The 25,625-nt window shown below is 68.5% G+C and carries 25 protein-coding genes and 1 tRNA gene; 19 read left to right on the top strand and 7 right to left on the bottom strand.

Annotation, left to right across the window (positions count from 1 at the left end; genetic code table 11):
• Positions 1 to 46: 46 nt before the first annotated feature.
• A complete protein-coding gene (locus ACSC1W_RS06420) occupies positions 47 to 280 on the top strand; it encodes a DUF8028 family protein (protein WP_435346109.1) in 234 nt (77 codons plus the stop codon).
• On the opposite strand, the gene ACSC1W_RS06415 is transcribed toward ACSC1W_RS06420, so the two are convergent.
• Positions 268 to 1,206, bottom strand: a complete 939-nt coding sequence (locus ACSC1W_RS06415; protein ID WP_435346108.1) for a DMT family transporter — start codon at positions 1,204 to 1,206, stop codon at positions 268 to 270. The two genes, ACSC1W_RS06420 and ACSC1W_RS06415, sit on opposite strands and share 13 nt — an antisense overlap.
• A gap of 123 nt (positions 1,207 to 1,329) precedes the next feature.
• Here ACSC1W_RS06415 and ACSC1W_RS06410 point away from each other — a divergent pair, with 123 nt between their 5' ends.
• Positions 1,330 to 1,965 carry a reverse transcriptase-like protein gene (locus tag ACSC1W_RS06410; protein ID WP_435346107.1) on the top strand — a complete coding sequence of 212 codons (636 nt, stop codon included), beginning with the start codon at positions 1,330 to 1,332 and terminating at the stop codon, positions 1,963 to 1,965.
• A 33-nt stretch (positions 1,966 to 1,998) separates the two neighbouring features.
• Here the strand turns inward: ACSC1W_RS06410 and ACSC1W_RS06405 are convergent, their stop codons facing one another.
• Positions 1,999 to 2,451, bottom strand: coding sequence for a hypothetical protein (locus ACSC1W_RS06405; RefSeq protein ID WP_435346106.1), 453 nt, complete (start codon positions 2,449 to 2,451; stop codon positions 1,999 to 2,001).
• 461 nt (positions 2,452 to 2,912) lie between these two features.
• Between ACSC1W_RS06405 and ACSC1W_RS06400 the strand changes: the two genes are divergently transcribed.
• Positions 2,913 to 3,449: a hypothetical protein gene (locus tag ACSC1W_RS06400; protein ID WP_435346105.1), complete on the top strand. Its 537-nt coding sequence runs from the start codon at positions 2,913 to 2,915 to the stop codon at positions 3,447 to 3,449.
• A 49-nt stretch (positions 3,450 to 3,498) separates the two neighbouring features.
• Here ACSC1W_RS06400 and ACSC1W_RS06395 read toward each other — a convergent pair whose 3' ends face one another.
• The gene (locus ACSC1W_RS06395) at positions 3,499 to 4,695 is read right to left on the bottom strand and encodes an ATP-binding protein (RefSeq protein ID WP_435346104.1); all 1,197 of its coding nucleotides are present in this window, start codon (positions 4,693 to 4,695) and stop codon (positions 3,499 to 3,501) included.
• Positions 4,696 to 4,770: 75 nt separating this feature from the next.
• Between ACSC1W_RS06395 and ACSC1W_RS06390 the strand changes: the two genes are divergently transcribed.
• The gene (locus tag ACSC1W_RS06390; RefSeq protein WP_435346103.1) at positions 4,771 to 5,223 is read left to right on the top strand and encodes a hypothetical protein; all 453 of its coding nucleotides are present in this window, start codon (positions 4,771 to 4,773) and stop codon (positions 5,221 to 5,223) included.
• A 182-nt stretch (positions 5,224 to 5,405) separates the two neighbouring features.
• On the opposite strand, the gene ACSC1W_RS06385 is transcribed toward ACSC1W_RS06390, so the two are convergent.
• On the bottom strand, positions 5,406 to 7,670 hold the full coding sequence (locus ACSC1W_RS06385; RefSeq protein WP_435346102.1) for an NADP-dependent malic enzyme: 2,265 nt from the start codon (positions 7,668 to 7,670) through the stop codon (positions 5,406 to 5,408).
• Positions 7,671 to 7,829: 159 nt separating this feature from the next.
• Here ACSC1W_RS06385 and ACSC1W_RS06380 point away from each other — a divergent pair, with 159 nt between their 5' ends.
• The 7 genes from ACSC1W_RS06380 (at position 7,830) to ACSC1W_RS06350 (ending at position 14,434) form a co-directional block, all read left to right on the top strand.
• Complete coding sequence (locus ACSC1W_RS06380; protein WP_435346101.1) at positions 7,830 to 8,342, top strand: COX15/CtaA family protein; 513 nt, start codon at positions 7,830 to 7,832, stop codon at positions 8,340 to 8,342.
• 99 nt (positions 8,343 to 8,441) lie between these two features.
• The gene (locus ACSC1W_RS06375) at positions 8,442 to 9,224 is read left to right on the top strand and encodes a basic amino acid ABC transporter substrate-binding protein (protein WP_435346100.1); all 783 of its coding nucleotides are present in this window, start codon (positions 8,442 to 8,444) and stop codon (positions 9,222 to 9,224) included.
• 6 nt (positions 9,225 to 9,230) lie between these two features.
• Entirely contained in the window at positions 9,231 to 9,959 is a 729-nt protein-coding gene (locus tag ACSC1W_RS06370) for an amino acid ABC transporter permease (protein ID WP_435346099.1), read from the top strand.
• Positions 9,956 to 10,714, top strand: coding sequence for an amino acid ABC transporter ATP-binding protein (locus ACSC1W_RS06365; protein ID WP_435346098.1), 759 nt, complete (start codon positions 9,956 to 9,958; stop codon positions 10,712 to 10,714). Before ACSC1W_RS06370 ends, ACSC1W_RS06365 begins: the two co-directional genes overlap by 4 nt.
• Positions 10,711 to 11,601 (top strand): amino acid ABC transporter permease, encoded by an 891-nt coding sequence (locus ACSC1W_RS06360; protein WP_435346097.1) that lies wholly within the window; start codon positions 10,711 to 10,713, stop codon positions 11,599 to 11,601. Before ACSC1W_RS06365 ends, ACSC1W_RS06360 begins: the two co-directional genes overlap by 4 nt.
• A gap of 72 nt (positions 11,602 to 11,673) precedes the next feature.
• The gene (locus tag ACSC1W_RS06355; protein ID WP_435346096.1) at positions 11,674 to 13,410 is read left to right on the top strand and encodes a Na+/H+ antiporter NhaC family protein; all 1,737 of its coding nucleotides are present in this window, start codon (positions 11,674 to 11,676) and stop codon (positions 13,408 to 13,410) included.
• Positions 13,411 to 13,477: 67 nt separating this feature from the next.
• Positions 13,478 to 14,434 carry a hypothetical protein gene (locus ACSC1W_RS06350; protein WP_435346095.1) on the top strand — a complete coding sequence of 319 codons (957 nt, stop codon included), beginning with the start codon at positions 13,478 to 13,480 and terminating at the stop codon, positions 14,432 to 14,434.
• 9 nt (positions 14,435 to 14,443) lie between these two features.
• Here the strand turns inward: ACSC1W_RS06350 and ACSC1W_RS06345 are convergent, their stop codons facing one another.
• Together ACSC1W_RS06345 and ACSC1W_RS06340 are read right to left on the bottom strand one after the other, a co-directional pair.
• Positions 14,444 to 15,406, bottom strand: a complete 963-nt coding sequence (locus ACSC1W_RS06345; protein ID WP_435346094.1) for a beta-ribofuranosylaminobenzene 5'-phosphate synthase family protein — start codon at positions 15,404 to 15,406, stop codon at positions 14,444 to 14,446.
• Positions 15,407 to 15,482: 76 nt separating this feature from the next.
• The gene (locus ACSC1W_RS06340; RefSeq protein ID WP_435346093.1) at positions 15,483 to 16,442 is read right to left on the bottom strand and encodes a glycosyltransferase; all 960 of its coding nucleotides are present in this window, start codon (positions 16,440 to 16,442) and stop codon (positions 15,483 to 15,485) included.
• A 208-nt stretch (positions 16,443 to 16,650) separates the two neighbouring features.
• Between ACSC1W_RS06340 and ACSC1W_RS06335 the strand changes: the two genes are divergently transcribed.
• The 3 genes from ACSC1W_RS06335 (at position 16,651) to ilvD (ending at position 19,733) form a co-directional block, all read left to right on the top strand.
• On the top strand, positions 16,651 to 17,370 hold the full coding sequence (locus ACSC1W_RS06335; protein ID WP_435346092.1) for a class I SAM-dependent methyltransferase: 720 nt from the start codon (positions 16,651 to 16,653) through the stop codon (positions 17,368 to 17,370).
• Between the two features lie 93 nt (positions 17,371 to 17,463).
• Positions 17,464 to 17,574 (top strand) — tRNA-OTHER (locus ACSC1W_RS06330).
• 431 nt (positions 17,575 to 18,005) lie between these two features.
• Entirely contained in the window at positions 18,006 to 19,733 is a 1,728-nt protein-coding gene (gene ilvD / locus ACSC1W_RS06325; protein WP_435346091.1) for a dihydroxy-acid dehydratase, read from the top strand.
• Between the two features lie 36 nt (positions 19,734 to 19,769).
• On the opposite strand, the gene ACSC1W_RS06320 is transcribed toward ilvD, so the two are convergent.
• Entirely contained in the window at positions 19,770 to 19,919 is a 150-nt protein-coding gene (locus ACSC1W_RS06320; protein WP_435346090.1) for a hypothetical protein, read from the bottom strand.
• Positions 19,920 to 20,126: 207 nt separating this feature from the next.
• On the opposite strand from ACSC1W_RS06320, the gene ACSC1W_RS06315 reads away from it, so the two are divergent.
• The 5 genes from ACSC1W_RS06315 to ACSC1W_RS06295 all read left to right on the top strand — a co-directional run bounded on the left by ACSC1W_RS06315 (position 20,127) and on the right by ACSC1W_RS06295 (position 25,617).
• A complete protein-coding gene (locus ACSC1W_RS06315; RefSeq protein ID WP_435346089.1) occupies positions 20,127 to 21,143 on the top strand; it encodes a Cdc6/Cdc18 family protein in 1,017 nt (338 codons plus the stop codon).
• Positions 21,144 to 21,224: 81 nt separating this feature from the next.
• The gene (locus ACSC1W_RS06310; RefSeq protein WP_435346088.1) at positions 21,225 to 22,379 is read left to right on the top strand and encodes a GNAT family N-acetyltransferase; all 1,155 of its coding nucleotides are present in this window, start codon (positions 21,225 to 21,227) and stop codon (positions 22,377 to 22,379) included.
• A 153-nt stretch (positions 22,380 to 22,532) separates the two neighbouring features.
• Complete coding sequence (locus ACSC1W_RS06305; protein WP_435346087.1) at positions 22,533 to 23,195, top strand: hypothetical protein; 663 nt, start codon at positions 22,533 to 22,535, stop codon at positions 23,193 to 23,195.
• A gap of 2 nt (positions 23,196 to 23,197) precedes the next feature.
• Positions 23,198 to 23,515: a DUF8156 family protein gene (locus tag ACSC1W_RS06300; protein ID WP_435346086.1), complete on the top strand. Its 318-nt coding sequence runs from the start codon at positions 23,198 to 23,200 to the stop codon at positions 23,513 to 23,515.
• Positions 23,515 to 25,617 carry a type B DNA-directed DNA polymerase gene (locus ACSC1W_RS06295; RefSeq protein WP_435346085.1) on the top strand — a complete coding sequence of 701 codons (2,103 nt, stop codon included), beginning with the start codon at positions 23,515 to 23,517 and terminating at the stop codon, positions 25,615 to 25,617. The genes ACSC1W_RS06300 and ACSC1W_RS06295 overlap by 1 nt, the downstream gene beginning before the upstream one ends.
• The last annotated feature ends 8 nt before the right edge of the window (positions 25,618 to 25,625 follow it).

Below are 25,625 nucleotides of genomic sequence, written 5' to 3'. Positions count from 1 at the left end.
AACCCTGCTGGTTATAAGGTTCTGGAGACGCAATCCTCTGTCGACGATGTCGAGTCCCTCCCTCACGGAACGGTTCGTAACCCGACCGTTCGACCTTGTCTCGCGGTCGGCGCCCGAATCGGTCCGGATGGTCGCGTTCTGGGGTGCCGTCTCGCTCCCGTTCCTGGCCGTCGCGCTGCTCGCGTCCGGCCTCGACACGGGCGCGAAGACGCTGGCGTTCTGTACGTTGCTCCTCTGTAACCTCTGGGCACTCGTCGTCGGGAAACGCTACGAACCCTGATCGCCGGTTCCCTGCGACCCGAGAATCGCGACCTCCTGTGCGATGACGCGGTGTTTCACCAGGACGAACCCCGCGAAGATGACGAGGAACCCGACGACGGTCGAGACCGTGACTGGTTCTCCAAGGAAGAGAAAGCCCGAGAGTGCTGCGAACACGGGCGCGACGTAGGAGACCATGTTGATCTCGACGGGGCCGAGTCGGTCCAGCAGGTCGAAGTAGACCAGGAAGCCGAGCGCGCTGGCGAAGATGGCGAGGTAGACCAGCGACGCGATGGCAGTCGTCGTCCACTCGATCGCCCCGATGGACTCCGACGGCATGGCGACGCTCACGGCGTGCATCAGCGCCGCGCCGACGAGCATCGACCAGGCCTCCATCGTCTCGATGGGGAGTCCGCCGTCGACCCGGCGCGTCAGGACGCTCCCGAAGGCGAACGCAGCGGCGGCACCGAACACCAGGAGTTTCGAGACGACGGCCTCGGTCAGGAGGTTGTCCGGATCGGGGTTCACGAGGACGACGACGCCGACCAGTGCGAGGATCATCCCCAGCCACGTCGCGGCCGTCACCGGTTCGTCGGGCAACAGGAGGCGGGCGAACGCCGTCGTCAAGATGGGCGAAAGTGCGACCAGCACCGCCGCCGCGGCGCTGCTCACGGGACCGGTCTCGCCGACGAACAGCAGTGCGTGGTACGCGGCGATCATGAACACGCCACCGATACCGACCTCCAGCCAGCCGGCGCTCGTCCGTGGCACCCAGTCATCGACGACCAGGACCGCGTAGACGAGCATGATGACGCCGGCGATGTCGTACCGTAGTGCGGCGAACAGCACGGGCGGGATGAACTCCACGCCGGCCTTGATCGCCATGAACGCGCTGCCCCACACTGCAGCGAGGACGAGAAAGAGCGTGGCGTTTCGGTATCGGCTCACGTCACCAGGGAGAATATCGACGGTAACAATCCTTTCTACTCCGGGGATTTCGGCTGTTTTCCGCGTGTGACAATATCTCACAACGCCGTATATTTTATAAACGGCCTCATCGTTACCGTAGATATGGCCGCCCATGGCCGTCCCGCCTTGCGGGATCTGTTCGACGAGTCGCCGACGCCGCACATCGCGCACCCACCCGAAACGCACCACCGAGATTTCTACGTCGCCACAGACGGGTCGTTCAGAGAGACCGGCGAGGGTGGACTGGGTGCAGTCATCGAGACGCGTGACGGGACACGCGTCGCGCGAATCGCGTCGGCCGACTCCTCACCCGACAACAACGTCGCCGAGTATCGGGCACTCCACCTCGGTCTCGACGTGCTCGCGGCACGCGCGCCGCGCACGGCACGGGTGGGCATCCTCGTCGACCACGACGACCTCGCCGCGAACGTCAACAACGCCGTGCTGGCCACGCGCCACCCCGACTGGCGACCGACAGAGCCGTTCGACGTCCCGCCCGCCAGCGAGAACCACTGGCGGGGCATCCGCGCGCGCCTGTCGGGGTTCGACGAGGTTCGCGCCGCCCGAATCTGCTCGGACCAGAACCCGGCGCACCCGCTCGCGAACGAACCGAGACGGTACGCACACGTCAACGACGAACCCGAGCGCTGCGTGCGACCGGACCCCGTCGAACCGGCCGGGACGACCGGGCCACAGTACCCGCCGCCGTCGCGGGCGGACCGCAACGCCTCGGACTGACGACGCTGACCGGGGCGACGTCAGTCGCTCCGTTCAGACGTCGGTGTGTTCGACGACGGTGACGGTGTACGGCTTCGGGCCGGAGATCTCCAGTACGACGCGTTCGCCCGCGTACACCGGTCGCTCTATCAGCAGGACGTCGTCGACGCTCAGGTCGAACAGGTAGTCTGTACCGGAGTCGAGTCGGCCCGAGAGGAAGACGCGCTCGCCGTAGTCGAGCGCCCGGGTGCGGTCGTAGACCGTCCGCAGGTCGTCGTAACGCTGCAACTGCAACCGGGTCTCGATGGTTCCCGACGCCCGCGAGTAGACCTCCAGTTCGGCCGCCGGGACGGTGGTCGCCGGCGACGGGTCGTCCGTCGCGCCGGCGGCGTCGGCCACGGAGGGTTCTTCGAACCCGTCGCTGGCGGAGGCACCGCTGAGTGCGGCGCCGGTGCCGCCGATGCCGGCAGCGGAGCCCGCGAGTGCGAGGAACTGGCGACGGTCCATACCGGTGTGCGACGCCCCACCCACAAAAAGACGGAGGAAGGACAAATGGCCGTTTGAGATACTCCCTGGGAAACGTGTAGCGTGGCGTACCAGAGCCGGCGTGAACGGGTACTTCCGCCGTACTGTCGCGCCCGCCGTGTCCAGAATCGGGTTCACGTTCACCGCCCCCGTGTCAAATGTCAGACATTGATATGTTCATTCGAACAGATAACATTCAAGTCTATCGAGAGCGACGGTGCTAAGGCACAGGCTATACACCACGCGGGGAGACGGAAGGATTAGGACACTCTCGTCTTCTCCCCCCGACGGCATAAGCCTTGCCCACGGACAGTGGCGACGCTACGTCGTCGGCAGGTGGCACAGCGGCAGCCAGCGCTCCGGCCGCAGAGTCACGACACGATGACATACCGAACACGACTCGCAACGGAACGACACGAATCGCAGACAGCGGGTGACCCCGAATGAGTAACTCGAGTCTCCAGGAGTCGACGACGAGCAGGGACCTGACCGACGTCGAGGAGTTCGACGCCGAGGAACTCGACGGGTCCGTGACCGACGCCGAGACCGTCGTGGACACGTTCGAGTACCGCGAATGGCTCCTTCTCGCCCCGGCGGTCATCGCCCTCGCGTACCTGCCGCTGGTTCTCGCCTTCGGCCAGGAACTGCTGTACACCACCCGGAACGGTGAACCGAACCTGGTCGGGTTCGCACTGATGGCGGTGCTCGTCGCCGTCTCCGCGTTCGCGACCGGCCACCTGTACGACGACGCAGCGTACGTCTCGGAGACGACCGACTGGACGCCGAATCCACTGCTGTACACGGCGGCTGGGACGGCCGTCGTGACCGCCGCGCTGGTCGGCCGGGTCGTCGCGCTCGGCATCACGCTCGAACGACCGGTGGAGTTCGTCGGCGGCACGATAATCGTCGCCGTGCTCCTGTCCTCTGTCGTCGAATGCCCGGCGTACGTGTACCAGCGCCGACGACACGTCGACGAGTAGCTCGACCTCACGGACCGTAGACTCCCCATCGAACGCGGCGGCGACCGTCTCAGAACCGGACCGCCAGCACGAGTGGGACGAGGAAGGCGACGACGAACCCGATGATGACCAGCAGCCGTGCGAGCAGCCGACTGTACCAGCGACCCCGACACTCCTCTGCGAACTGGTTCTCGACCGCGTCGACTGCCCAGACGAGACTCCACCGGAAGTACGCGAAGACGTGAACGACGAGGTCTCCGGCCTCCGCCAGCGCACCCGCCCGCGACGACTCGGCGATGTCGGGGGTCGGCCGCGTCGCCCGCCTGGAGCGCCGTTCGGCCGCCCCACCGGCGACCGATTCGTCCGTCCGGTCGTCGTCGGCCGGGTCGTCCGTCGCGTCCGTCGACCCGGAGTCCTCCCGCCGGGCGCGAGAGACGACGTCCCCGCCGATGGCGGGGAGCGTGGCGCTCGCCCCGGAGAGGTCCGGCGTCGACCCGGCGTCGGTGGTGTCCTTGCGCCTGAACTGTACCCGTCGGAGCGAGTCCTCCCAGTCCGCCATGACGAGCGCCTCGCCGTCGTCAAGCGACTGGACGTCCTCGGCCGCCTCGGACCCGGCGACGCGGTCGACGACCTTCGTGTCGTTGTCCCAGGTGAGGCGATGCCAGACCAGCCAGTCACACTGCGTGATGAAGTCCTTCGAGACCGAGGCCGGGCGCTGTGAGAGCCCGCAGATGCCCAGACCGCGCTTCCGGCCCCGTTTCGCCACCCGGATGAGCATCTCCGCCAGGTCGTCGGACCCGCCGCGCTCGGGGAGGAACTCGTGTACCTCCTCGACGAGCACGAGGAACGGGTGTTTCGCCTCCTTCTCCATCGCGAACAGCGCGTCGAGCACGTCGTACAGCAGGTCGTGCGTCTCCGTCCCGGTGTCCAGTCCGGAGACGTCCAGCAGGATGGGGACGTTCTCGAAGACGGCCAGTTCAGCCAGCGACGCGGGGTCGACCTCCCGCGCGTCGAGGTCGCAGTGTGCGCCCGACCCGACGGTCAACACCTCGTACCGGTCCGCCAGGCCGTAGTACTCGGCGTCCGTGTCGACGACGAGGAGCGCCCGGCCCTGCGCAAGCAGTTCCTCGGCGATGACACTCGCCGTGTTCGACTTGCCGGACCCCGACTTGCCAGTGACGAACCCCCGTCCCGTCAGCACGTCGCCGGTCGGGAACCGGACCGTCTCGTCGTCGCTGACTCCGAGTCCCTGTTCGTCGGCCGTCATCCGGCAGACCTTACAGCCCCGACGCACATATTCCCCCCGGAACGCTTTTCGACCGGGACCGTCTCACCTACCCTCATGGCCCCGTTTGATTGGCTCGACGACCCGGTACGGCGGGCCGCAGTCTCGGTCGCTGGCTCGACCGTCTTGCTCACCCTCGCGATGATCGGTGTGCTCTCGGCGCTGAACGGCGGGAACGGGAACATCACCAGCCGACTCCCCTTCTACGTGTTCGGGGTCGCGCTCGTCTTCGTCGTGACCCTGCTCCTCCTCGACGACCCCGGCGCGAACGGCCGACACGTACTCGTCGCCGTCGTCGGCATCTCGCTCTTCGCGTTCGGACTCATCACGCTGATCGGCGAGGGCGTGGTCTACGCCTACGAGCACCAGTCGGACGTGTTCGTCCCGGAACTGCTGCTGTACATCGCCGCCACCGGACTCGTCTGTACGGGCGTCGGCGTCTGGAGCCTCCGCCACTGGCGGGAGTTCACGAACAGAACCGACCCGGAGGAGCCGTCGCCGGAGAACTGACCGCGAGGTCGACGACCACCTTTTGTCTCGCTCGCAAAAGCTGGACCAAAAAACGACCGCGACAGCCTACTCGTCCGCCTGTGCGTCCACCACCGCGACCCCTGCGAGGTCGACGACCACCTTTTGTCTCGCTCGGCTCCGCCTCGCTCGCAAAAGCTGGACCAAAAAACGACCGCGACAGCCTACTCGTCCGCCTGTGCGTCCACCACCGCGACCCCTGCGAGGTTGACGATGTCCTTGACCTCGTCGCCCCGCTGGAGCACGTGGACCGGCTTGTCCATGCCGACGAGCATCGGCCCGATGGCCTCCGCACCGCCGAGACGCTGGAGGAGTTTGTAGCCGATGTTACCGGCTTCGAGGTTCGGGAAGACCAGCACGTTCGCCGGTTCGTCGAACTCGGCGAAGTCGTAGGTCCCCTCGAGTATCTCCTGGACGACGGCGGTGTCCGCCTGCATCTCGCCGTCGACGGGGAAGTCGATGCTGTCGTCGGTCCGGAGCATGTCGGCGGCGCGGCGGGGCTTTCGCGTGCCCTCGTTGTCGACGCTCCCGAAGTTGGAGTACGAGAGCATGGCGACCCGCGGGTCGACGTTGAACCGGCGTGCGAGGTTGGCCGTGTGTTCGGCCACCTCGGCGAGTATCTCCTCGTCGGGGTCCTGGTTGACGGTGGTGTCGGCACAGAAGATGACCCGGTTCTTGAACGTCAGCATGTAGACGCCGGCGGCGTAGTTGGCGTCCGCCGCGGTCCCGATGACCTGTAGCGGCGGTCGGAGCGCCGACGGGTAGTGGTGGGTCAGCCCCGTCATCAGGGCGTCGGCGTCGCCGCAATCGACCATGACGCTCCCGAAGTAGTTCGTGTCCCGGCGGATGAGGTCCTCGGCCTCGCTCCGGGTGAGGCCCTTCCGCTGGCGAATCTCGTAGAGGTGGTCGGCGTAACTCTCGTAGCGGTCGCCGTCGGCCCGTGGGTCCGCTATCTCGGGGTCGAAGTCCAGGCCGAGGCGTCGCGTCGTCTTCTGGATGCGGTCCTCGTTGCCGATGAGGACCGGTTCGGCGATGCCCTGCTCCGCTAGCTGGTACGCGGCACGGATCATCTTCTCGTCGGTGCCCTCCGCGAGGGCGATGCGTTTGGGGTCGGACTTCGCCTTGTTGAGCACGACGCGCATCATCTCGCGGGACTTGCCGAGGCGCGCTTCGAGACGCTCCTCGTACTCCACCGGGTCGAGTTCCTGTCGGGCGCACCCGGACTCCATCGCCGCCTCGGCGACGGCCGGTGCGACCTCGAACAGCACGCGTGGGTCGAGCGGTTTGGGGATGATGTAGTCCGGGCCGAACTGCAGTGGCTGGTCGCCGTAGGCCTTGACGACGGCGTCCGGGACGTCCTGCTTCGACAGTTCGGCGAGGGCACGGGCCGCGGCGACCTTCATGTCCTCGTTAATCTCGGTCGCACGGACGTCGAGGGCACCGCGGAAGATGAACGGGAAGCCGAGGACGTTGTTCACCTGGTTCGGGTAGTCGGACCGGCCGGTCGCCATGATGACCGTGTCGTCGCGGGCGGCCTTGGCCTCCTCGTAGCCGATCTCCGGGTCGGGGTTCGCCATCGCGAAGACGATGGGGTCGTCGGCCATCGACCGGACCATGTCCTGGTCGACCAGGCCGCCGATGGAGAGACCGACGAACACGTCGGCGTCCTCCATCGCGTCGGCGAGGCCGCCCTCGGGGACGTCGCGGGCGAACTCGCGCTTGTACTCGTTGACGTCGCCGGCCTCGGCGCGGGCCTCGGTGATGATGCCCGAGGAGTCACACATCGTGATGTTCTCTCTCGTGGCCCCGAGCGAGACGTAGAACCTGGCCGTGGCGAGCGCAGACGCGCCCGCCCCGGAGAAGACGATGTCGAGGTCCGCGATGTCCTTCTCTGCTATCTCGGCCGCGTTCAACAGCGCCGCCCCGGAGATGATGGCCGTCCCGTGCTGGTCGTCGTGGAACACGGGGATGTCCATCTCCTCCCTGAGCGTCTCCTCGATGGTGAAGCACTCGGGTGCGGAGATGTCCTCGAGGTTGATGCCGCCGAAGGTCGGTTCCATCGCCCTGACGGCGTCGATGATGCGCTGTGGGTCGTCCTGGTCGAGTTCGATGTCGAACACGTCGATGTCGGCGAACCGCTTGAACAGGACGCCCTTGCCCTCCATGACCGGTTTGGACGCCTGTGCGCCGATGTCGCCGAGTCCGAGAACCGCCGTTCCGTTCGAGACGACGCCGACGAGGTTCCCCTTCGCGGTGTACCTGTACGCGTCGTCGGGGTCGTCCGCGATCTCCAGGCACGGTGCGGCGACGCCCGGGGAGTACGCGAGCGAGAGGTCACGCTGCGTGTTCGTCGGCTTCGTCGTAGATATCTCCAGTTTCCCGGGCGGCTCCGCCTCGTGATACTCGAGTGAGTCCTCGTCTAGTCCCATACGGCACCCATCGAGGGCCGCGACAAAAAGCTATCCGAACTGCCAGTTCGACGACTGTCGAATATCCGCCGAGGCGTGCGATTCGTCACCCCGTGGCGCCGTTCCCACGCGCCCGGAACAACCGTGCGCTTCATATGGCCGTATTCCCGAGGAACGACCATGACCTGGCTCGACCGACGGAACGTCGGCATCCTCGCCGCGGTGACGACGGGGCTGACGTTCCTGCTCATCCTGCTCGGGGTGTACACCGCCGCCACGGGGACCGGACTCACCTGCAAGGGTGGCTGGCCCCTCTGTGGTGGACCCCTGTTCGGCCTGCTCCCGCCGAACGCCGCCTCCTACCCCGAGTGGATCCATCGCCTCGTCGCCTCGATAACCGGCTTCTTCATCCTCGGCACCGCCTACGGCGCGTGGAAGGCGTTCGACGACCGGCGCATCCACGGCGCGCTGGCGCTTTCCATCGTCGTCCTGCCGGTCCAGATTCTGCTCGGTCGGCAGACCGTCGTGACGTACACGGCCGGCGTCCAGACGCTGCATCACGCCGCCGCACTCGTCATCTTCGCCGGCCTCGTCGGCGCGACCGCCTGGATGTTCGACCGCCCCGCCGAGACGGTCGGGCGGTCTCACGACGCAGACGCTGACGCCGGGAGTCGATTCGCCGACTCCGACTGACCGGTCCGAGCAGAACTGACAGACTCCAGCCGTGTTCGGGTCGCAAGAATCTCCGAAACCGGCGAACCGTTTTATATCGGGGGTCCATAGTCGCGCGATATGGATAGACGTAGCTATCTGAAAGCGAGTGGTGCAGCGATAACGACGATATCCCTTGCAGGATGCGTGGATTCCATCACCGGTGGGGGTGGTGGCGGCGACATGTCGATAATCGCCGGGACCGCGTCCGGGTTCCCACCCTTCGAGATGAAGGAGGGCGACGAGGTCGTCGGCTTCGACATCGACCTGCTGGAGGCCGTCGTCGCCGAGACCGACTACGAGATAGAGCGCTGGGACGACCTCAACTCGTTCGACTCGCTCATCCCGTCGCTCCGGAACGAGAACATCGACGCCATCGCCGCGGCGATGACCATCAGCGACGAACGCGACCAGAACATCGACTTCAGCGACCCCTACTACAGCGCGGACCAGGCCATCCTCGTCGCCGAGGGCAGCGACTTCCAGCCGTCACAGCTCTCGGACCTGCCGGGCAACGCCGTCGGGTCCCAGTCCGGGACGACCGGCGAAGGCGTCATCGAGGGGATGATCGAGGACGGCGACTTCCAGCAGTCGAACTACAACGCGTACGACACGTACGTCCTCGCCGTCACCGACCTCGAGAACGGGAACATCGACGCGGTCGTCCTCGACCGGCCGGTCGCACAGTCCTTCGCCCAGGAGCGAAGCGTGAGCGTCTCGTTCGTCCACGAGACCGGCGAGCAGTACGGCTTCGGCGTCCGGACGAACGACGACGACCTCCAAACCGCGCTGAACGAGGGACTGCAGACGGTCAGGGACGACGGCACGTACCAGGACATCACGGCCGAGTGGTTCGGCGAGTGAGGCTGTATGGTGCTCGAAATCGCACAGACCGGGCTGCTGCTCCAGGGTGACCTCGGGTTCCTCTTCGACAATCCCGACTGGGACTACGTCTGGAGTAACCGCGGGACGCTGCTGGACGCTGCGTGGCTCACGGTCGAGTTGACGTTCGTCTCCATCGTCCTCGGGTTCGTCATCGGCCTGCCGGCCGGCGTCGCCGAGGTGTACGCACCCGACTGGCTCCGGACCCCGGTCGAGACCGCCGGCGTCGTCATCAGAGCGGTACCGATACTGGTCATCCTCATCTACATGTACTACGTGTTCTCGGTCTCGCGGAGTCCGTTCATCGCGGCGACGTTCGCGCTCGGACTCCGGTCCGGGGCGTACCAGTCCCAGATATTCCGCGGCGCGATACAGAGCGTCGGCGAGGGCCAGATGGAGGCCGCCCGGTCCGTCGGGATGACGAAACTGGAGGCCATCGTCTACGTCGTCGTGCCACAGGCCCTGCGACGGTCGATTCCGGGCTTCCAGAACGAGTTCACCATCGTCCTGAAGGACACGAGCATCGCCATCATCCTCGGCGTCTCGGAACTGCTCGGGACCGCCGAGGACCTGTTCCTCCAGCAGAACCGCACGGGGGCGGCGCTGGAACTCATCCTCGCGGTCAGCCTGATATACTTCGTGTTGACCGTCACGACCAACCGCGGCCTGGAGGTCGCGGGCGACTACTTCGGCGTCCCGACCGGTGAGAACGCATGAGTGACCCACTGCTTCACGTCGAGGACCTGCACAAGAGCTACGGAGACGAGACGGTACTGCGTGGCATCGACTTCGAACTGGACCGCGGCGACGTCGAGGTGCTCGTCGGCCCGTCCGGGTCGGGGAAGTCGACGTTGCTTCGCTGCGTCAACCGCCTCACTGAGGCCGACTCCGGGAGCATCTACCTCGACGGCGAACGCGTCACCGGCCCCGACACGGACGTGAACGAACTCCGGAGACAGGTCGGGATGGTGTTCCAGGACTTCAACCTCTTCTTGCACCTGACCGCGGCCGAGAACGTCATGCTGGGCCTGCGCAGGGTCAAGGGGATGAAGAAGGCGGCAGCCCACGAGACGGCGATGGAGCACCTCGAACGGGTCGGTCTCGCGGAACAGGCCGACTCGTACCCAGCCGAACTCTCCGGCGGGCAGAAACAGCGCGTCGGCATCGCCCGGGCGCTCGCCATGGACCCGAAACTGATGCTGTTCGACGAACCGACGAGCGCGCTCGACCCCGAACTCGTCGGGGAGGTCACGAGCGTCATGCGAGCGCTCGCCGACGAGGGCATGACGATGCTCGTCGTCACCCACGAGATGGGCTTCGCCCGCGAGGCGGCCTCGCGGATGATGTTCCTCGACGACGGGAAGCTCGTCGAACGCGGGCCGCCGGAGCAACTGTTCGAACGCCCCGAACACCCGCGGACCGCCCAGTTCCTCGAACGCATCACGAGACTCCACGGCGGTGAGACGGCGTGAGCTACGCCGACGCGAGGAGTCGCTTCCGGTACGTGAACGGCCGGTCGGTCGGGACCTGGGTCGTCCTCGCCGCCGGCGCCGTCTTCTGGGGGTACCTCCTCCTGCGCTGGTTCATCAACTGGGGCTGGCTCCCGTTCGGGACGCCCGGCGAACCCCTGTTCGACCCGGCGGCGCTCGGACTCTCCGGCGGGGCGGCGACGGCCGTCGGGTCGTTGCCGAGACTGGCCGAGGGGGCGTACATCACGGTGGTCATCACCGTCGTCGCCATCCTGCTCGGACTGGTGCTCGCCGTCCCGCTGTCGGTCGCGCGCGTCTACGGTCGCTGGACGAAGGCGCTCTCGCTGTCGTTCACCGAACTCATCCGGGGGACGCCCCTCATCGCCCAGTTGTACCTGCTGTACTACGGGCTGAACCTCTCGCAGTACTTCCGCGGTCTCACCTCGCTCGGGCCGTTCGTCCTCGACACGGCGCTGTGGGTCGCCCTCATCGGCTTCACCATCAACAGCGCCGCGTACCAGGCCGAGTACATCCGGGCGGCCATCGAGAGCGTCGACCCGCAGCAACTCGTCGCTGCCCGGTCCATCGGGCTGACCCAGCAGGAGGGCATCCGGCACGTCGTCCTCCCACAGACGCTCCGCTTCGCCATCCCGGGGTGGACCAACGAACTGGTGTACCTCATCAAGTACTCGTCGCTCGCGACGTTCATCACGGTGGCAGAACTGTTCCGACGGGGCGACGCCATCGCCAGCGACACGTTCGACTACACGGCGATGTTCACCGTCGTCGCCGTCGTCTACATCGGCATCGTCATCACCGCGACGAGGCTGATGGGCTACTTCGAGGACCGGGTCGCCCTGCCCGGACTCGGCAGTGTCGAGGGGCGCTGATTCGACGTCCGGTCGGGTAGGTGGGCCGTACCCGACCAAATTTCATTACCCCCTACCACGTCATAGAATAGCATGCCAGTCGAGAACATAGAGGCGGGGGCGTGGTCGCTCGTCCCCGCGATCGTCGCCATCGGACTCGCGTGGTACACGAGAGACGCACTCATCGGACTGTTCACCGGCATCCTCGTGACGGGGGTGGTGTACGGCGCGCTCGCACCGACGAAGGTCGGCGTCCCGGCCGACCTCACCAGCGTCGGAATCGTCCCCCGAATCGACGTGGCGGTGCTCGCGCTCGGGCCGCTGACGTTCGGGCCGATAACGCTCGGGAACGTGCTCGGGACCGTCTTCGGCCTGAAGACGGTGCCGACGATAATCGCGACCGCACCGCTGTTCGCCAGCGCCTGGTACGTCGAGAACGTCCTGCTCGCCATCTTCGCCATCGGCGGCATGATCGGACTGATGATACGTGCCGGTGCCGTCCAGGGCGTCCTCGAGGCGCTGGCCACCCGTGCCGACGACGCCGCGGACGCCGAGAAGGCCGCCTTCCTCGCGGGCGTCGCCGTCCACATCGACGACTACTTCAACTGCCTGGTGGTCGGGTCGATGCTCCGGCCGCTGACCGACCAGTACGACGTCTCGCGTGCGAAACTCGCGTACTACGTCGACAGCGCCGGGTCGCCGGCGGCGCGACTCGCCTTCTACTCGACGTGGGGCGTCGCCCTCATCGGGTTCATCGGCGCGGGCCTGACCGCCGCGAAGCGGCAGGGCGACCTCCCGTCGCACATGAGCGGGATGGTCACCGGGACCGGAGAGAACGCACAGGCCGTGACGAGCGAGGTGTGGCCGCTCTTCCTGAACACGATGTTCACCGGGTTCTACTCGTGGATCGCCCTGGCCATCGCCGCGCTCGTCGCCTGGCAGGTGGTCCCGAACTTCGGACCGATGCGCAGGGAGGAACGGCGCGCACGGCAGGACGGGAAGGTCGTCGGCGACGACCACGACCCCATGATATCACGCGAGATGGACGAGTACGAGATGGCCGAGACGGCGACGCCTCGCTGGCAGAACTTCGCCATCCCCATCGGCGTCATGGTCGCCGTCGCCGTCGGGACGATGCTCTGGACGCCGTCGCCGTTCCTCGCCGCCGGTTCGTACGACACGCTGTTCGCCGTCGGGGACTTCGAACTGATGTTCCCCGCCGGCGGCGACTGGGGCTTCGCGCCGGGCGCGTTCCAGCTCGGCCTCGCGGCCACCGCCGCGCTCGTCGCCGCCTTCGTCCTCTATCGCGTCCGCGGGGACATCCCGTCGAACGAGGACGCCACCGACGCGATGGTTCGGGGCTTCAAGGGCATCTTCCTCGCGGCGATCATCCTGATGTTCGCCTCCAGCATCCAGAACGCGGTGACGACGCTCGGCATCTCGTCGTTCGTCACGCAGTGGTTCGCGGGCGTGCCGGCGTTCATCATCCCGCTGCTGGTCTTCCTCGTCACCGCGTTCGTGAGCTTCTCCGACGGGTCGTCGTGGTCCACCTACGGCATCATGTTCCCCATCGCCATCCCGGTCGCGCTGACGACGGGTGCGAACCTCCCGCTCGTCCTCGGGGCGGTGTTCTCCGGCGGCATCTTCGGCGACCACTCGTCGCCCATCTCGGACACGACGGTCCTCGCCTCCTCGACCAGCGGGAGCGACCACATGGTCCACGTCAGAACCCAGATTCCGTACGCGCTGGTGACCGCAGCCGTCACGGCCGTGCTGTTGCTCCTGTTCGGACTCGTCCTGCCCGAGACGTTCCGCATCATCCCGTACTGACGGCGGTTGCGCACGACCCGCGAACACCTGCCGACGGTTTATTGCCGATGCGACCGTAACCGGGGTGATGGACACCGGCACCGGTCGCGACGCCGAGTCCGCCCTGACGCCCGACGAGCGTGCGCTGCTGGCCGACCTGCGAGCAGCCAGCAGCCTCGCCGACCTCCAGTCGCTGTTCGACGTCGACGACGAACACGAGGCGTACTTCGCGGCCAAGCGCGAGTGGACCGACCTGCACGAGCGACGCCGCCACACCGACGAGGGCGACGGCCTCCCGGGCGACGCCGTGACGATAGACGGCACCACCTTCCACGTCCACGGCATCACCCACGCCGACACCGACGAGGAGGGTCGGTTCCTCCGACGACACGTCTCGCAGTTCGTCGATGCGGGACACGCCGTCCTCTGCGAACAGGGCATCCGCCCGATGTACTTCTCCGACTTCCCCGCCGTGTCCGCCATGGACGACTACCGCTGGGCGACGGCCCGGTGTCGAGACAGGGGACTCGACTCCAGCGTCTCGTCGATGCTCCCGCCCGGGTTCGACAGCCTGGCCGACGACATCGAATCGCTCACCTCCGAGTTCCGCCGGGCGACGTTCTCGCTCATCGAGGCCGGGAGCGACGTCTACGGCGACGTCTTCGCCGCCGCGCTGGGCGACCTGGCGTCGGACTTCCTCACGGGATACGAGGGGATGGCGACCGGTGCCGAGTACGAATCGTTCACCAAGAGCAGGCGGGCGGCGAGGAACCCGGCGGAACTCGTCCACCTCCAGCGCTACTACCGCGCGGCCTTCCTGCCGCAACCGGTCGAACGCGAGTGGTTGCGACGCCACGACCCGAAACTCGAACTGGTCACCCACGCCCGGAACGAACGGCTGGCCGACTACGCCGTCTACCACGCCGACGACGCCGAGACGGTCCACCTCGTCGTCGGGGCCGCCCACCAGCCGGGCGTCGTGTACTACCTCGAACGGTTCCGCGACGGGGAGCGACGACTCGACGGCTTCGAACTCGCCGACTGACGCGGGGGCTCACTCGACCGTCGCGCCGGTGTTACAGGGTCGAGCGACGCGGACGTCGCCGTCGACGCCGGCCGCATCGAGCGCTGCTCTCGCGGCGTCTGCTGCCGCCGAGCGGTGGGCCGCGTCGGTCAGGCCGTAGACGGTCGGTCCCCACGAGGACTGGCCGACGCCGGTCACCACCGGGTGCGACGAGAGTTCGTCGACGACGGTGCCGACGGGTGGGCGGAACACGCCGCCCTGCTCGTCGGCGTACCACGCGCCGTTGAGTCGACCGATGGCGGCGACGGCGTCGCCGAAGGCGTCGAGACGGCCCTCGGCGGCGGCCGGGAGGAGTCGCCGGGTCACCACGCCGGACACCTCGTCGGCGATGGTGGCGTCGGCGCGCTCGACGACGTTGCGCATGCTCTCGTCCTCGCGGTCGCCGTTCCTGCCCCGGGACGTGTCGGGGACGACGAGGACGAACCGCCAGTCGTCGGGCAGGTCGTGACGGGCGACGACGGGCGGGACGGTCCACTCCCCCTCGTCGGGCGGGTCCGTGGTGAACCGGGCGGTCGGGTGGCCGCCGTCGACGACGAACCCGCCGGACTCGAAGGCCGCGACGCCGACGCCGGAGCGCCCGCCACGACCGAGGTCCGGTGCGTACTCGCGGACCGTGACGTCGCGGTCGTAGGCGGCGGCGACGGCGGCGAAGACGGCGAGTGCGACCTGCGTCCCGCTGCCGAGACCGACGTGTCTGGGGAGGGTCGCGTCGACGGTGACGGCCGCGCCGGGGACGCCGAGGACCGCCGTCGCGCGCCGGGCGTACCGGCGTACGGTCGGGTCGGGACAGTCGACGGCGTCGGACCGCGTCGCGTGGAGCCGAACCCGTGGCTCGTCGAGTGCGACCCCGAGTCCACCGTAGAGGCGGGTGTGCGCCAGCGACAGGTTCTGGAACCCGAAGTGGAGGCGAGCGCCGGCGCTGACGGTTGCCATGGCGCGACGTTGGACTGTCACGGGGGAACGCGTTACGGCGGTGGCAACGGTATCCGGTGTCGGGCGTGCCGCCCCGTCACTCCAGCGCGTCGAAGATGCGTTCGGCGGCGACGGTGGCACCGTTCTCGAACGACGGCGCGGCAGGCGGGTTGCGGACGGCTCGACGGACGTGCGGCACCGAGTGTTCGACCTGGAAGCCGGTGACGCCGCCCTTCTCGATGACGCGGGAGACGCCGTGTTGCTCGTCGGTGAACGGCCAGATGACACACGGCGTGCCAGCGACGGCGGCCTCCATCACCGTCGAATAGCCCGAACAGACGACGACGTCGGCGGCTTCGAGGTACGGGAGCATCGCCGGGACCGGTTCCCAGTCCGAACTGCCGACCTGCGTGACGCTGTAGCCGTCCTCGCGGAGTCCGGCCGCGAGCGCGTCGAACGAGTCCGAGTAGTGGCTCGGGACGATGAGCACGTCGACGGGGTCGACGTCGGCGTCCTCGTCGCAGTCGAGCGCGATGGGCGGGACGCGCGTCACGCCCGCCGGGTCGTCCGCACAGGGCGGCCACACCGTCGGGTAGAGGAACTGCTCGCTGGCGACGACCTGGTACTCGGTGAGGAGCCACGTGAACAGTTCCTCGACGACGGCGTCGTAGAAGTACGGCGAGTTGTGTGTGAGGACGTGCAGGGGCGTGTTCGTCACCGTGGCCGCCATCGCCGCGAACATGTCGTCCGTGACGAGTGCGTCCGGGTCGGTACGTCGAAGCCAGCCGGCGTAGTCGACGACGCGCTTCGCGCTCCGGGGGACGCTGTGGGTGACGACGCGGAGGAGGTTCCCGCCGTCCTGGTAGTCGCCGATGTAGTCGACCGTCGCCGGGACGTACTCCTCGTAGCCGTTGAGTTCGACGAACGTCTCGCCAGGCCCACCGCCGGCGAGTCGGACGGTTGCACCGCGGTCTTCGAGTGCCTTCGCCACGGCGAGCATCCGCGTGGCGTGGCCCGCACCTTCCGGATAGTGGGCGACGGCGACGTCGGGGTCCATGTCGTCCCGTCCTCCGCGTCTCCGCAAGAAGCTTTTGAAAGGGTCACGTCGTCCGCCGGGGCCGGCACCGGAGGCCCCGGTCGCCGGTACGTCCGACGTACCCGACAGACGTGTGGGGGACTGACGCCTGCGTCGGGTTCGCGACCGGCAGGTCCGCCGGACCGGATAACTGGACCAATACAATCCGCGTCGGGGCGGTACAGGGCGTATGGAGGGTATCGAGTACTACGACGACGACCACGTCCGCGAGAAGTACGTGGAACACGGCACGCGGGGGCTGTACGACCACGAGGCGGACCTCGTCGACCGGTACTTCACCAACCGGGACGCCCGCGTCCTCGACCTCGGGTGCGGGTCCGGGAGGGCCACCGCTGCCCTCGCGGACCGTGGGTTCGACGTCGTCGGCGTCGACCTGAGTGAGACCATGCTGGACATCGCGACCGACCTCCATCCGGACGTCCCGTTCCGGCACGACGACGCGACGGACCTCGACTTCCCGGACGAGTCGTTCGACTACGTCCTGTTCGCCATGAGCGGCATCGACGACCTCCGCCCCGCGGCGGTCCGGATGCGGGCGATACTGGAGGCCTGGCGCGTCCTGAAACCCGGCGGCGTCTTCGCGTTCGACGCGGACAACATCGCCAACCGGTTCCTGTTCGACCCCACGTCGCCGGCGGACTGGACGGCGATGTGGCGGTTCGTCGGGCGCAACGGCCGGGCGGGACGGCTCACGTCTCGGTACGCGTTCGTCGAGTACGCGAACGGGGTCGACCTCACGTACGCTATCCTGCCACGCTCCCAGCGCCGCCAACTGGAGGACGTGGGGTTCGCCGTCGAGGAGATCGTCGAGAGTACCTCGGACTCCCGTCCCATCAACCTCGACCCCCGCCCGTACTACGTCGCCAGGAAGGTCCCCGAGTCGGCCTGAGTCGCCCAAAGACGACGTTTCTGATGGCGTAGAAGCCGCTTTATCGAAGTGGTTCTAGATAACAATGTGCATTCCGTCCGTCTACGAGAACGTGGTAGGGTCGCCCAGTGGATAGGGTACCGTCGCGTACTCGGCTCGCACTTGCTCCAGCGACGGTGACCTCGCATCGCGAGGTCTCGTGCGGTTCGACTCCCACCCCTACCGTCGTTCGCCCGGAGCCGCCCGTGTCGCCGTCGTGGCCCGGCGGAGTGCGACCAGCGGAGTGCGACCAGCGGAGTCCTTCGCGCAGTCGCGTCGCACTCCCGGAAGCGCCCGCCGGCGGTTCCGGGGGGTCGTTCTAGCCTCTCTAGATGCCGATTACACGGATTACGGGCATCGTACCGTGTCACAGAAACCAGATTACAATGTCCATCCTGGCCGGTGCCTCGAACGAGGTAGGGTCGCCCGGAGGCAGGGGCACCGTCGCCGTACAAGGGGAACATGCTCCAGCGACGGAAACCTCGCATGCGAGGTTTCGTGCGGTTCGAATCCCACCCCTACCGGTTCGCTCTCTCACGTCCCCGTCGTCCCGTCCATCCTACAGCAACATCTGTCCCAGCGACGGGACTTAAGCCGTCGCGTGGCTACCTCCGACCATGAACCAGCGACCCGACAAGCCCGAGGGACTCCGGAGCCGCGAGGTCACCGAAGGTCCCGAACGGGCACCACACCGAGCGATGTTCCGCGCGATGGGCTACGACGACGCCGACCTCTCCTCTCCCATGGTGGGCATCGCCAACCCGGCCGCCGACGTGACGCCGTGCAACGTCCACCTCGACGACGTGGCCGGTGGCGCCATCGACGGCGTCGACGGCGCGGGCGGGATGCCCATCGAGTTCGGCACCATCACCATCTCCGACGCCATCTCGATGGGTACCGAGGGGATGCGCGCCTCGCTCATCTCCCGCGAGGTCATCGCCGACAGCGTCGAACTGGTCGCCTTCGGCGAGCGCGTCGACGCCCTCGTCACCGTCGCCGGGTGCGACAAGAACCTCCCCGGGATGATGATGGCGTCCATCCGGACCGACCTCCCCAGCGTCTTCCTCTACGGCGGGTCCATCATGCCCGGCGAGCACGAGGGGCGCGAGGTGACGGTCCAGAACGTCTTCGAGGGCGTCGGCGCCGTCGCCGCCGGCGACATGACCGAGGACGAACTCGACGACCTGGAGCGCCACGCCTGTCCGGGTGCCGGGTCCTGTGGCGGGATGTTCACCGCGAACACCATGGCCTCCATCGCGGAGGCGCTCGGCATGGCCCCGCTGGGCAGCGCCAGTCCCCCGGCCGAGTCCGAGGAGCGCGACGCGGTGGCCCGCCGGGCCGGCGAACTCGTGCTCGAGGCCGTCGAGGCCGACCGGAAGCCCTCCGACGTCCTCACGAAGGAGAGCTTCGAGAACGCCATCGCGCTCCAGGTCGCCATCGGCGGGTCGACCAACGCCGTCCTCCACCTGCTGGCGCTGGCCGCCGAGGCCGGAATCGACCTCGACATCGAGGAGTTCGACGACATCTCCCACCGGACGCCGAAGATCGCCAACCTCCAGCCCGGCGGAACCCGCGTGATGAAGGACCTGCACGACCTCGGCGGCGTCCCCGTCGTCCTGCGTCGCCTGCTCGACGGCGGCTACCTCCACGGCGACGCCGCGACCGTCACCGGCCGGACGCTCGCCGAGGAACTCGACCACCTCGAAGCCGAGGGCCGCCTCCCCGACGACGACGAGATAGACGCCGACTTCCTCTACACGACCGACGACCCGCTCCACGAGGAGGGTGCCATCAAGATACTCACCGGCAACCTCGCGCCCGACGGCGCGGTGTTGAAGGTCACCGGCGAGGACAACTTCCACCACGAGGGGCCGGTCCGGGTCTTCGAGAGCGAGGAGGCCGCCATGAAGTACGTACAGGAGGACCGCATCGAGTCGGGCGACGTCCTGGCGATCCGGAACGAGGGACCACGCGGCGGTCCCGGGATGCGCGAGATGCTCGGCGTCACCGCCGCCGTCGTCGGTGCCGGCCACGACGACGACGTCGCGTTGCTGACCGACGGGCGCTTCTCCGGTGCGACCCGGGGACCGATGGTCGGCCACGTCGCCCCCGAGTCCTACGTCGGGGGCCCCATCGGCGCGCTGGAGGACGGCGACGTCGTGACCCTCGACATTCCGAACCGGGAGCTGTCGGTCGACCTCTCCGACGAGGAACTCCGTGCGCGACTCGACGCCCGCGACGACCCGGAACCGGCGTACACCGGCGGCGTGCTCGCGAAGTACGGCCGCGACTTCGACTCGGCGGCGAACGGTGCCGTGACGAACCCCGGCGTGAAGCGGGACTAGAAGCCACGGCGCCCCGGGTCCGGCGCCGGCACGGTGCTACTCGGTGCTGCGTTCTGCCTCCCAGTTCGCCACGACGTGTTCGGCGAGTTCCGACTCCGTGTGCTCGTCGACGAGGTGGGATTCCAGGTCTCCGGAGTCGTCGAACGTCTCGTTACAGAGCGGACATCGGGGCGGTTCGATGGACATACGGCGTCGTATCGGCGTCCGGATGGAATAGTACCCGTTCGTTAGTCGGCCCGCACGGCAGGTTCCCCGAACTTACCCGGTCCCGTCGTCGACCCGGGGGACGGCCCGGGGACGCGTCGTCGCCGGGAGTCGACGGCTGACGGCCGGTTCGTCACTTTCACTCCGGTCCCAGTCGACTTACGATGCCGGGGACCGAATCCACCGGACATGATAACGGACCCGCGGGTGCTCCGGGACGAGTGGGTCCCCTCCGAGGTCCGCCACCGGAACGCCGAACTCAACCAGTTGTCGACGGCGTTGCGTCCGGTCGCGGACGACGACCGGCCGGGGAGCGCGTTCCTCCACGGGCCGCCGGGGGCGGGCAAGACCTGCTGTGCGCAGTACATCGTCTCGCAGTTCTGCCGGGAGGTCCGCGACGTCGCCCACCAGTACGTCAACTGCTGGACCGACTCGACGCGCTTTGCCGTCCTCGAACGACTGCTGGAGAACGTCGACGCCGACGCCGCGGTCCACCGCCAGTCGACGCCCGTCGACGAACTCGTCCGCCAGCTACGCGACCACGGCGAACCCTACGTGGCCATCCTCGACGAGGTGGACGTGCTCCGGGACACGGACGTGCTCTACGACCTCTACCAGGTCCCGGACGTGGCCGTCGTCCTCGTCGCCAACCAAGAGGAGGAGTTCCTCGCCGACCTCGACCCGCGCCTGCAGAGTCGGCTCCGCACCTGTACGTCGATCCGGATGACGCCGTACACGACCGACCAGCTGGTCTCCATCCTGGAGGACCGGGTGCGACTCGGCTTCGAACCGGGCACGGTCGAGACGGCACAGCTCGAACGAATCGCCGACGCCGCCGCGGGCGACGCCCGCCTCGCCATCAACGTCCTCCGGATGGCGGCCCGGAACGCACAGGACGCCGGGGCGGACGCGCTGGACCCGGCGCACGTCACCGCCGCCATCCCGGAGGGCGAACACGACGTGCGTCGGAAGACCCTCTCGCAACTCTCGCGCCACCAGCGCGTGCTGTACGAGGTGGTCCACGAGGCCGGCGAGGTGGACTCGGCGATGCTCCACGAGCGGTACGAGGCCCGCGTCGACGAACCGATGGTCCGGCGCACCCGCCGGAAACACCTGAACAAGCTCTGCGAGTACGACCTGCTGGAGAAGGCAGGAGAGGGGCGCGGGCGGACCTACCGGGTGGTCGAACCGGCACCCGTGCCCTGACGACCGGTCCGCCGCGTAGCGACGGCCTATCCTCGTCACAGTCATCGGATAACTATGGCCGTAGACGACCGTTTCTCGGCCATGAGCCAGTCCACGTCGGTGCGACCTGGCGAACGCGAGCGCGAGCGCGAGCACGACGAGTACGTGGTCCGGCCGTACGAGTCGCGCGACGCCGAGGACGTCCGTCGACTCTACGAGACGGTCTGGGGGAACGAACCCGACGACGACTGGCTCACCTACAAGTTCGAGACCAGCCCGTACCTCGACGGGACGCCGATGCTGGTCGCCGAGACCGACGGCGACGTCGTCGGTGCTCGCCCGGCGGTCCCCGTCCCGATGCGGGCGGGCCTCTGTGACCTGACGGCGGTCTACCTGGTCAGCCTGATGGTCCACCCCGACCACCGGCGACGGGGGCTCTTCACGCGGATGATGGCCCGGGGGCTGGAGCGGTACGCCGAGGCGGGCGCGTCCGTCTGCTTCAACTTCGGCAACGAGTCGTCCGCGCCGGGCTACCGGCAACTGGGCTTCGAGACGCTCGGCACCGGACCGCACCACCACGTCCGCGTCCAGCGCCCCGGCCCGTTCGTCGAGGCACGGGTCCCGTCGCCCGTCGGTCGCCTGGCCGCCCCGGTCGCGAACGCGGCGACCCGGGCGTACCGGAGAGCCAGACGACCGGGTCGCCCGGGCGCGTCGCGGTGGACCGTCGAACGACGGACGGGCGTCGCCGCCGACCAGCTCGCTCGACTCTACGACCCGCGTTCGACGCGGACCGTCCACACGCGACGCGAACCGACGTTCTACCGCTGGCTCGACGCCAACCCGAACTGGGAGTACGTCACCTATCGCGCGACCGACTGCGGAGAGACGAGGGCCGCACTCCTCGTCAAGCGACGCCCCGGGGAGGAGCGCGCCGACCCGACCATCGTCGACGCGGTCCCGCGGGTGTCGGCGGCCACCCGGCCGGCGTTCGAGGCGCTCCTCCGGGAGGTCCTCGTGGACCACCGGGACGCCGCCACCGTCTCGGTGAAGGGGCTCTACCAGCACGAACGGCTCTTCCCGGACGACCTCCTGTCGAGGTTCGGCTTCCACTCGACCCGCCACCCCGTCCTGTCACGGGTCACCGCCGACGAGTACACCGTGTTCGTCCGACCGCTCGACGGCGCCGGGGAGCGCATCGTCCACGAGACGGGGGTCGACCTGCTCAACTCCTCGGACTGGCGAGTCCGGACGCACTGACCCCGGTCGGCGGGACTTCCGGAACGTTTCCGGAACGCTCCCGGAACGGTGTTACAGCCCCCAATAGACCCGTTATCGGTGGTTTCGGCGATTCCCGGAACTTCCGGAACGACCACTCTGTCACTTTTATGATAGCTCCGCGTCCCTTCCCGTATGGACGACGAACCGACACTCGGTCCCGGACTGACGCTGCTATCGACGCCCGACGCTCGGTCGACGGCGTTGCACGACCTCGTCGCCCGGACGCTCGGGTCCGACGCCGGCCACGCGTACTGGGTCGACGCCCGGAACGCGGCGACGACGTACGCGCTCGCCGCGGTGGCACCGACCGACAGACTGCTCGACCGGGTCCGCGTGGCCCGGGCGTTCACCGCCTACCAGCACCACGAACTCGTCCGCACGCTGGTCCGGCGGGTCGACGCCCGCACCGGCCTGGTCGTCTGTCCGAACCTCGGCGCGCTCTACCGCGACGACGACGTGCCCGAGGGGGAGGCCGCCGACCTGCTCGACGCCACCGTCGCCGTGCTGGCCGACCTCGCCCGGTCGCGTTCCGTGCCGGTCCTCGCGACGGCCACCAGCGAGGCCCGCGACCGCCTCGCGAGCGTCGCCGACGGCGAACTCGACTGCACCCGGACCCGCTTCGGCTTCCGGTACGACGGCGAGGACTTCGAGACGACGGTGTACCCCGTCGCTGACGGCTGGCAGACGACCATCCCGTACTGGGTCGACCGCTGTGGTGCGGTCGTCGACCGGTCCGTCGTGGCCGCCGTCGACCCGGCCGAACCGACCGTCGCCGAGTTCGCCCTGGGGGTGTGACGATGGGACGGACGAACCCGACCTACCGCGACTACCTGCGACGGTTCGAGGAGCGCTACCGCCCGTTCCGGCGCGCGCTCCGGTACGAGCGCCAGGCGGACTTCGACCGCCTGTTCGAACGCGCCGACGCCCACGCCCACGCCGCCGGCTACCGGAACCCGACCGACCCCGAGGTGGCGGCCCTGCTGTCGATGCTGCTCGCCCACGAGGCCGAGATACGGACCCTTCGGGAGCGACTGGCGGCCGCGGAGGACGGCGAGTTCGCCACGCACGACGACGACGACGATTCGACCGGGTCCGACGACGAGGTGACCGGGTGATGTTCGCCGTCGACTTCCTCGCGGACCGGGTCGTCGAGTGGCACCGCGACGGCGACGGCGTCGAGGCCGTCGAGCGCACCGACTACCACCCGAGCATCTACGTCGCCGGCCCGGCCGACGCCCGCGCCGAGTTGCGCGAGGCGCTCGCGGCCGACCCGAAGGTCGTCGAGACCCTGACGGAGGAGTGGCGACTCGACCTCCACGCCGACGACGCCGAACCCGTGCTTCGCGTCGACTGCGCCCGCGTCGACGAGGTCAGGACGCTCGCCCACGAGATCCGTCACCACCACGAGCGCGGGTCGTACGCCCCGGGGACGTTCTGCCTGTTCAACGTGGACTTCGCGCCGGGCTTTCGCTACTGCGTCGAGACGGACACCTCGCCGGTGCCGACCGAACCGCTTCGAACGCTCCGAATCGACGTCGACGACCCGGCGCTGGCCGCCGGGCGCGTCGCCGACCTCCGCGTCGAGGGCGAACCCGCCGGCGACACGGCCGACGCGGCGCTCCGGACGCTCGCCCGGCGACTCGACCGCGTCGACCCCGACGTGCTCCTGCCGAGCCACGCCGACCTCGTCCCGGTGCTGTACGAGGCGGCCGCCGAGTGCGACGTGGACCTCGACCTCGGCCGCCGTCCGGGCTGGACCCGGCTCGCGGGGGCGAACACCTACGAGAGCTACGGACGGGTCGGGCACTCGCCGGCCCGGTACGCCGTCCCCGGACGGGCCATCGTCGTCACCGGGACGAGTTTCCTCTGGAACGAGTCCAGCCTCGCCGGCCTGCGCTACATGGTCGGGCGCTCGTGGCGGCCGGTCCAGGAGGTCGGCTGGGCGAGCATCGGCACCGTCCTGACCGCGATGCAGACCCGGGAGGCGCTCGACAGGGGCGTCCTCGTGCCGTGGAACAAGTGGGAACCGGAGACGTTCAAGACCGCCCGGACGCTCCACACGGCCGACCGCGGCGGCGTCACGCTCTCGCCCGAGGTTGGCCTCCACGAGGACGTCCACGAACTCGACTTCGCGTCGCTGTACCCGAACGTCATCTGCGAGCACAACGTCAGCCCCGAGACCGTCGGGTGCGACTGCCACGCCGACCGCGAGGACGTGCCCGGCCTCGGCTACTCCGTCTGCGACGAGGACGGCTTCCTCCCCGACGTGCTCCGACCGTTGCTGGACGACCGGACCGGGTGCAAGGAACGCCTCGCCGAGGACCCCGGGGCCGACGGGGCCGCCGCCAGGTCGGCCGCCATCAAGTGGGTGCTCGTCTCCTGCTTCGGCTACCAGGGCTACCGCAACGCCAAGTTCGGCCGCATCGAGTGCCACGAGTCCATCAACGCCTTCGCCCGCGAGGTGTTGCTCGACGCGAAGGAGGCCCTGGAGGCCGGCGGCTGGCACGTCGTCCACGCCATCGTCGACTCGCTGTGGGTCACCCCCCGCGAGGGCGTCGAGCAGGAACCGCTGGACGACCTGGCCGCCGAGGTCACCGAGCGGGCGGGCATCCGACTCGAACGCGAGGCCGACTACGACTGGGTCTGCTTCGTCCCGCGTCGGGGCACCGACGCCGGTGCGCTGACGCGGTACTTCGGCCGGAGCGACGACGGCGACTACAAGCTACGGGGCATCGAGGCGCGCCAGCACTCGACGCCCGACTGGGTCGCCACGGTCCAGCGCGACCTGCTGGACGTCGTCGACGAGCACCGGGAACCGGAACCGGTCGTCGACCGCCTCCGGGTCCACCTGCGGGACCTCCACGCCGGTCGGGTCGACCCCGACGAACTCGTCGTCACGAAGCGGGCCGGCAAGCGCCTCGGCGCCTACGACCAGGAGAGCCGCACCGTCGGGGCGCTCCGGCGCTACGAGCGCCACGGCGTCGACCGCCACCCCGGGCAGGCCGTCGAGTACGTCGTCGTCGACGACGACGCGAACCGGACGGCAGAGCGCGTCAGACTGGCGTTCGAGGCCTGCGAGACCTACGACGCCGACTTCTACGCCGACCTGGCGACCCGGGCCGCCGAGAGCGTCGTCTCGCCGCTTGGCTGGGGCCGCGACGACGTCGACCGCTACCTCGCGGAGCGCCGGGACGCCGCGCTGTCTGCGTACCTCTGAGGAACGGG

The sequence above is a fragment of the Haloarchaeobius marinus genome (assembly GCF_051207415.1).
GTDB lineage: Archaea > Halobacteriota > Halobacteria > Halobacteriales > Natrialbaceae > Haloarchaeobius.
This window is presented reverse-complemented; position numbering and strand designations above follow the sequence as displayed.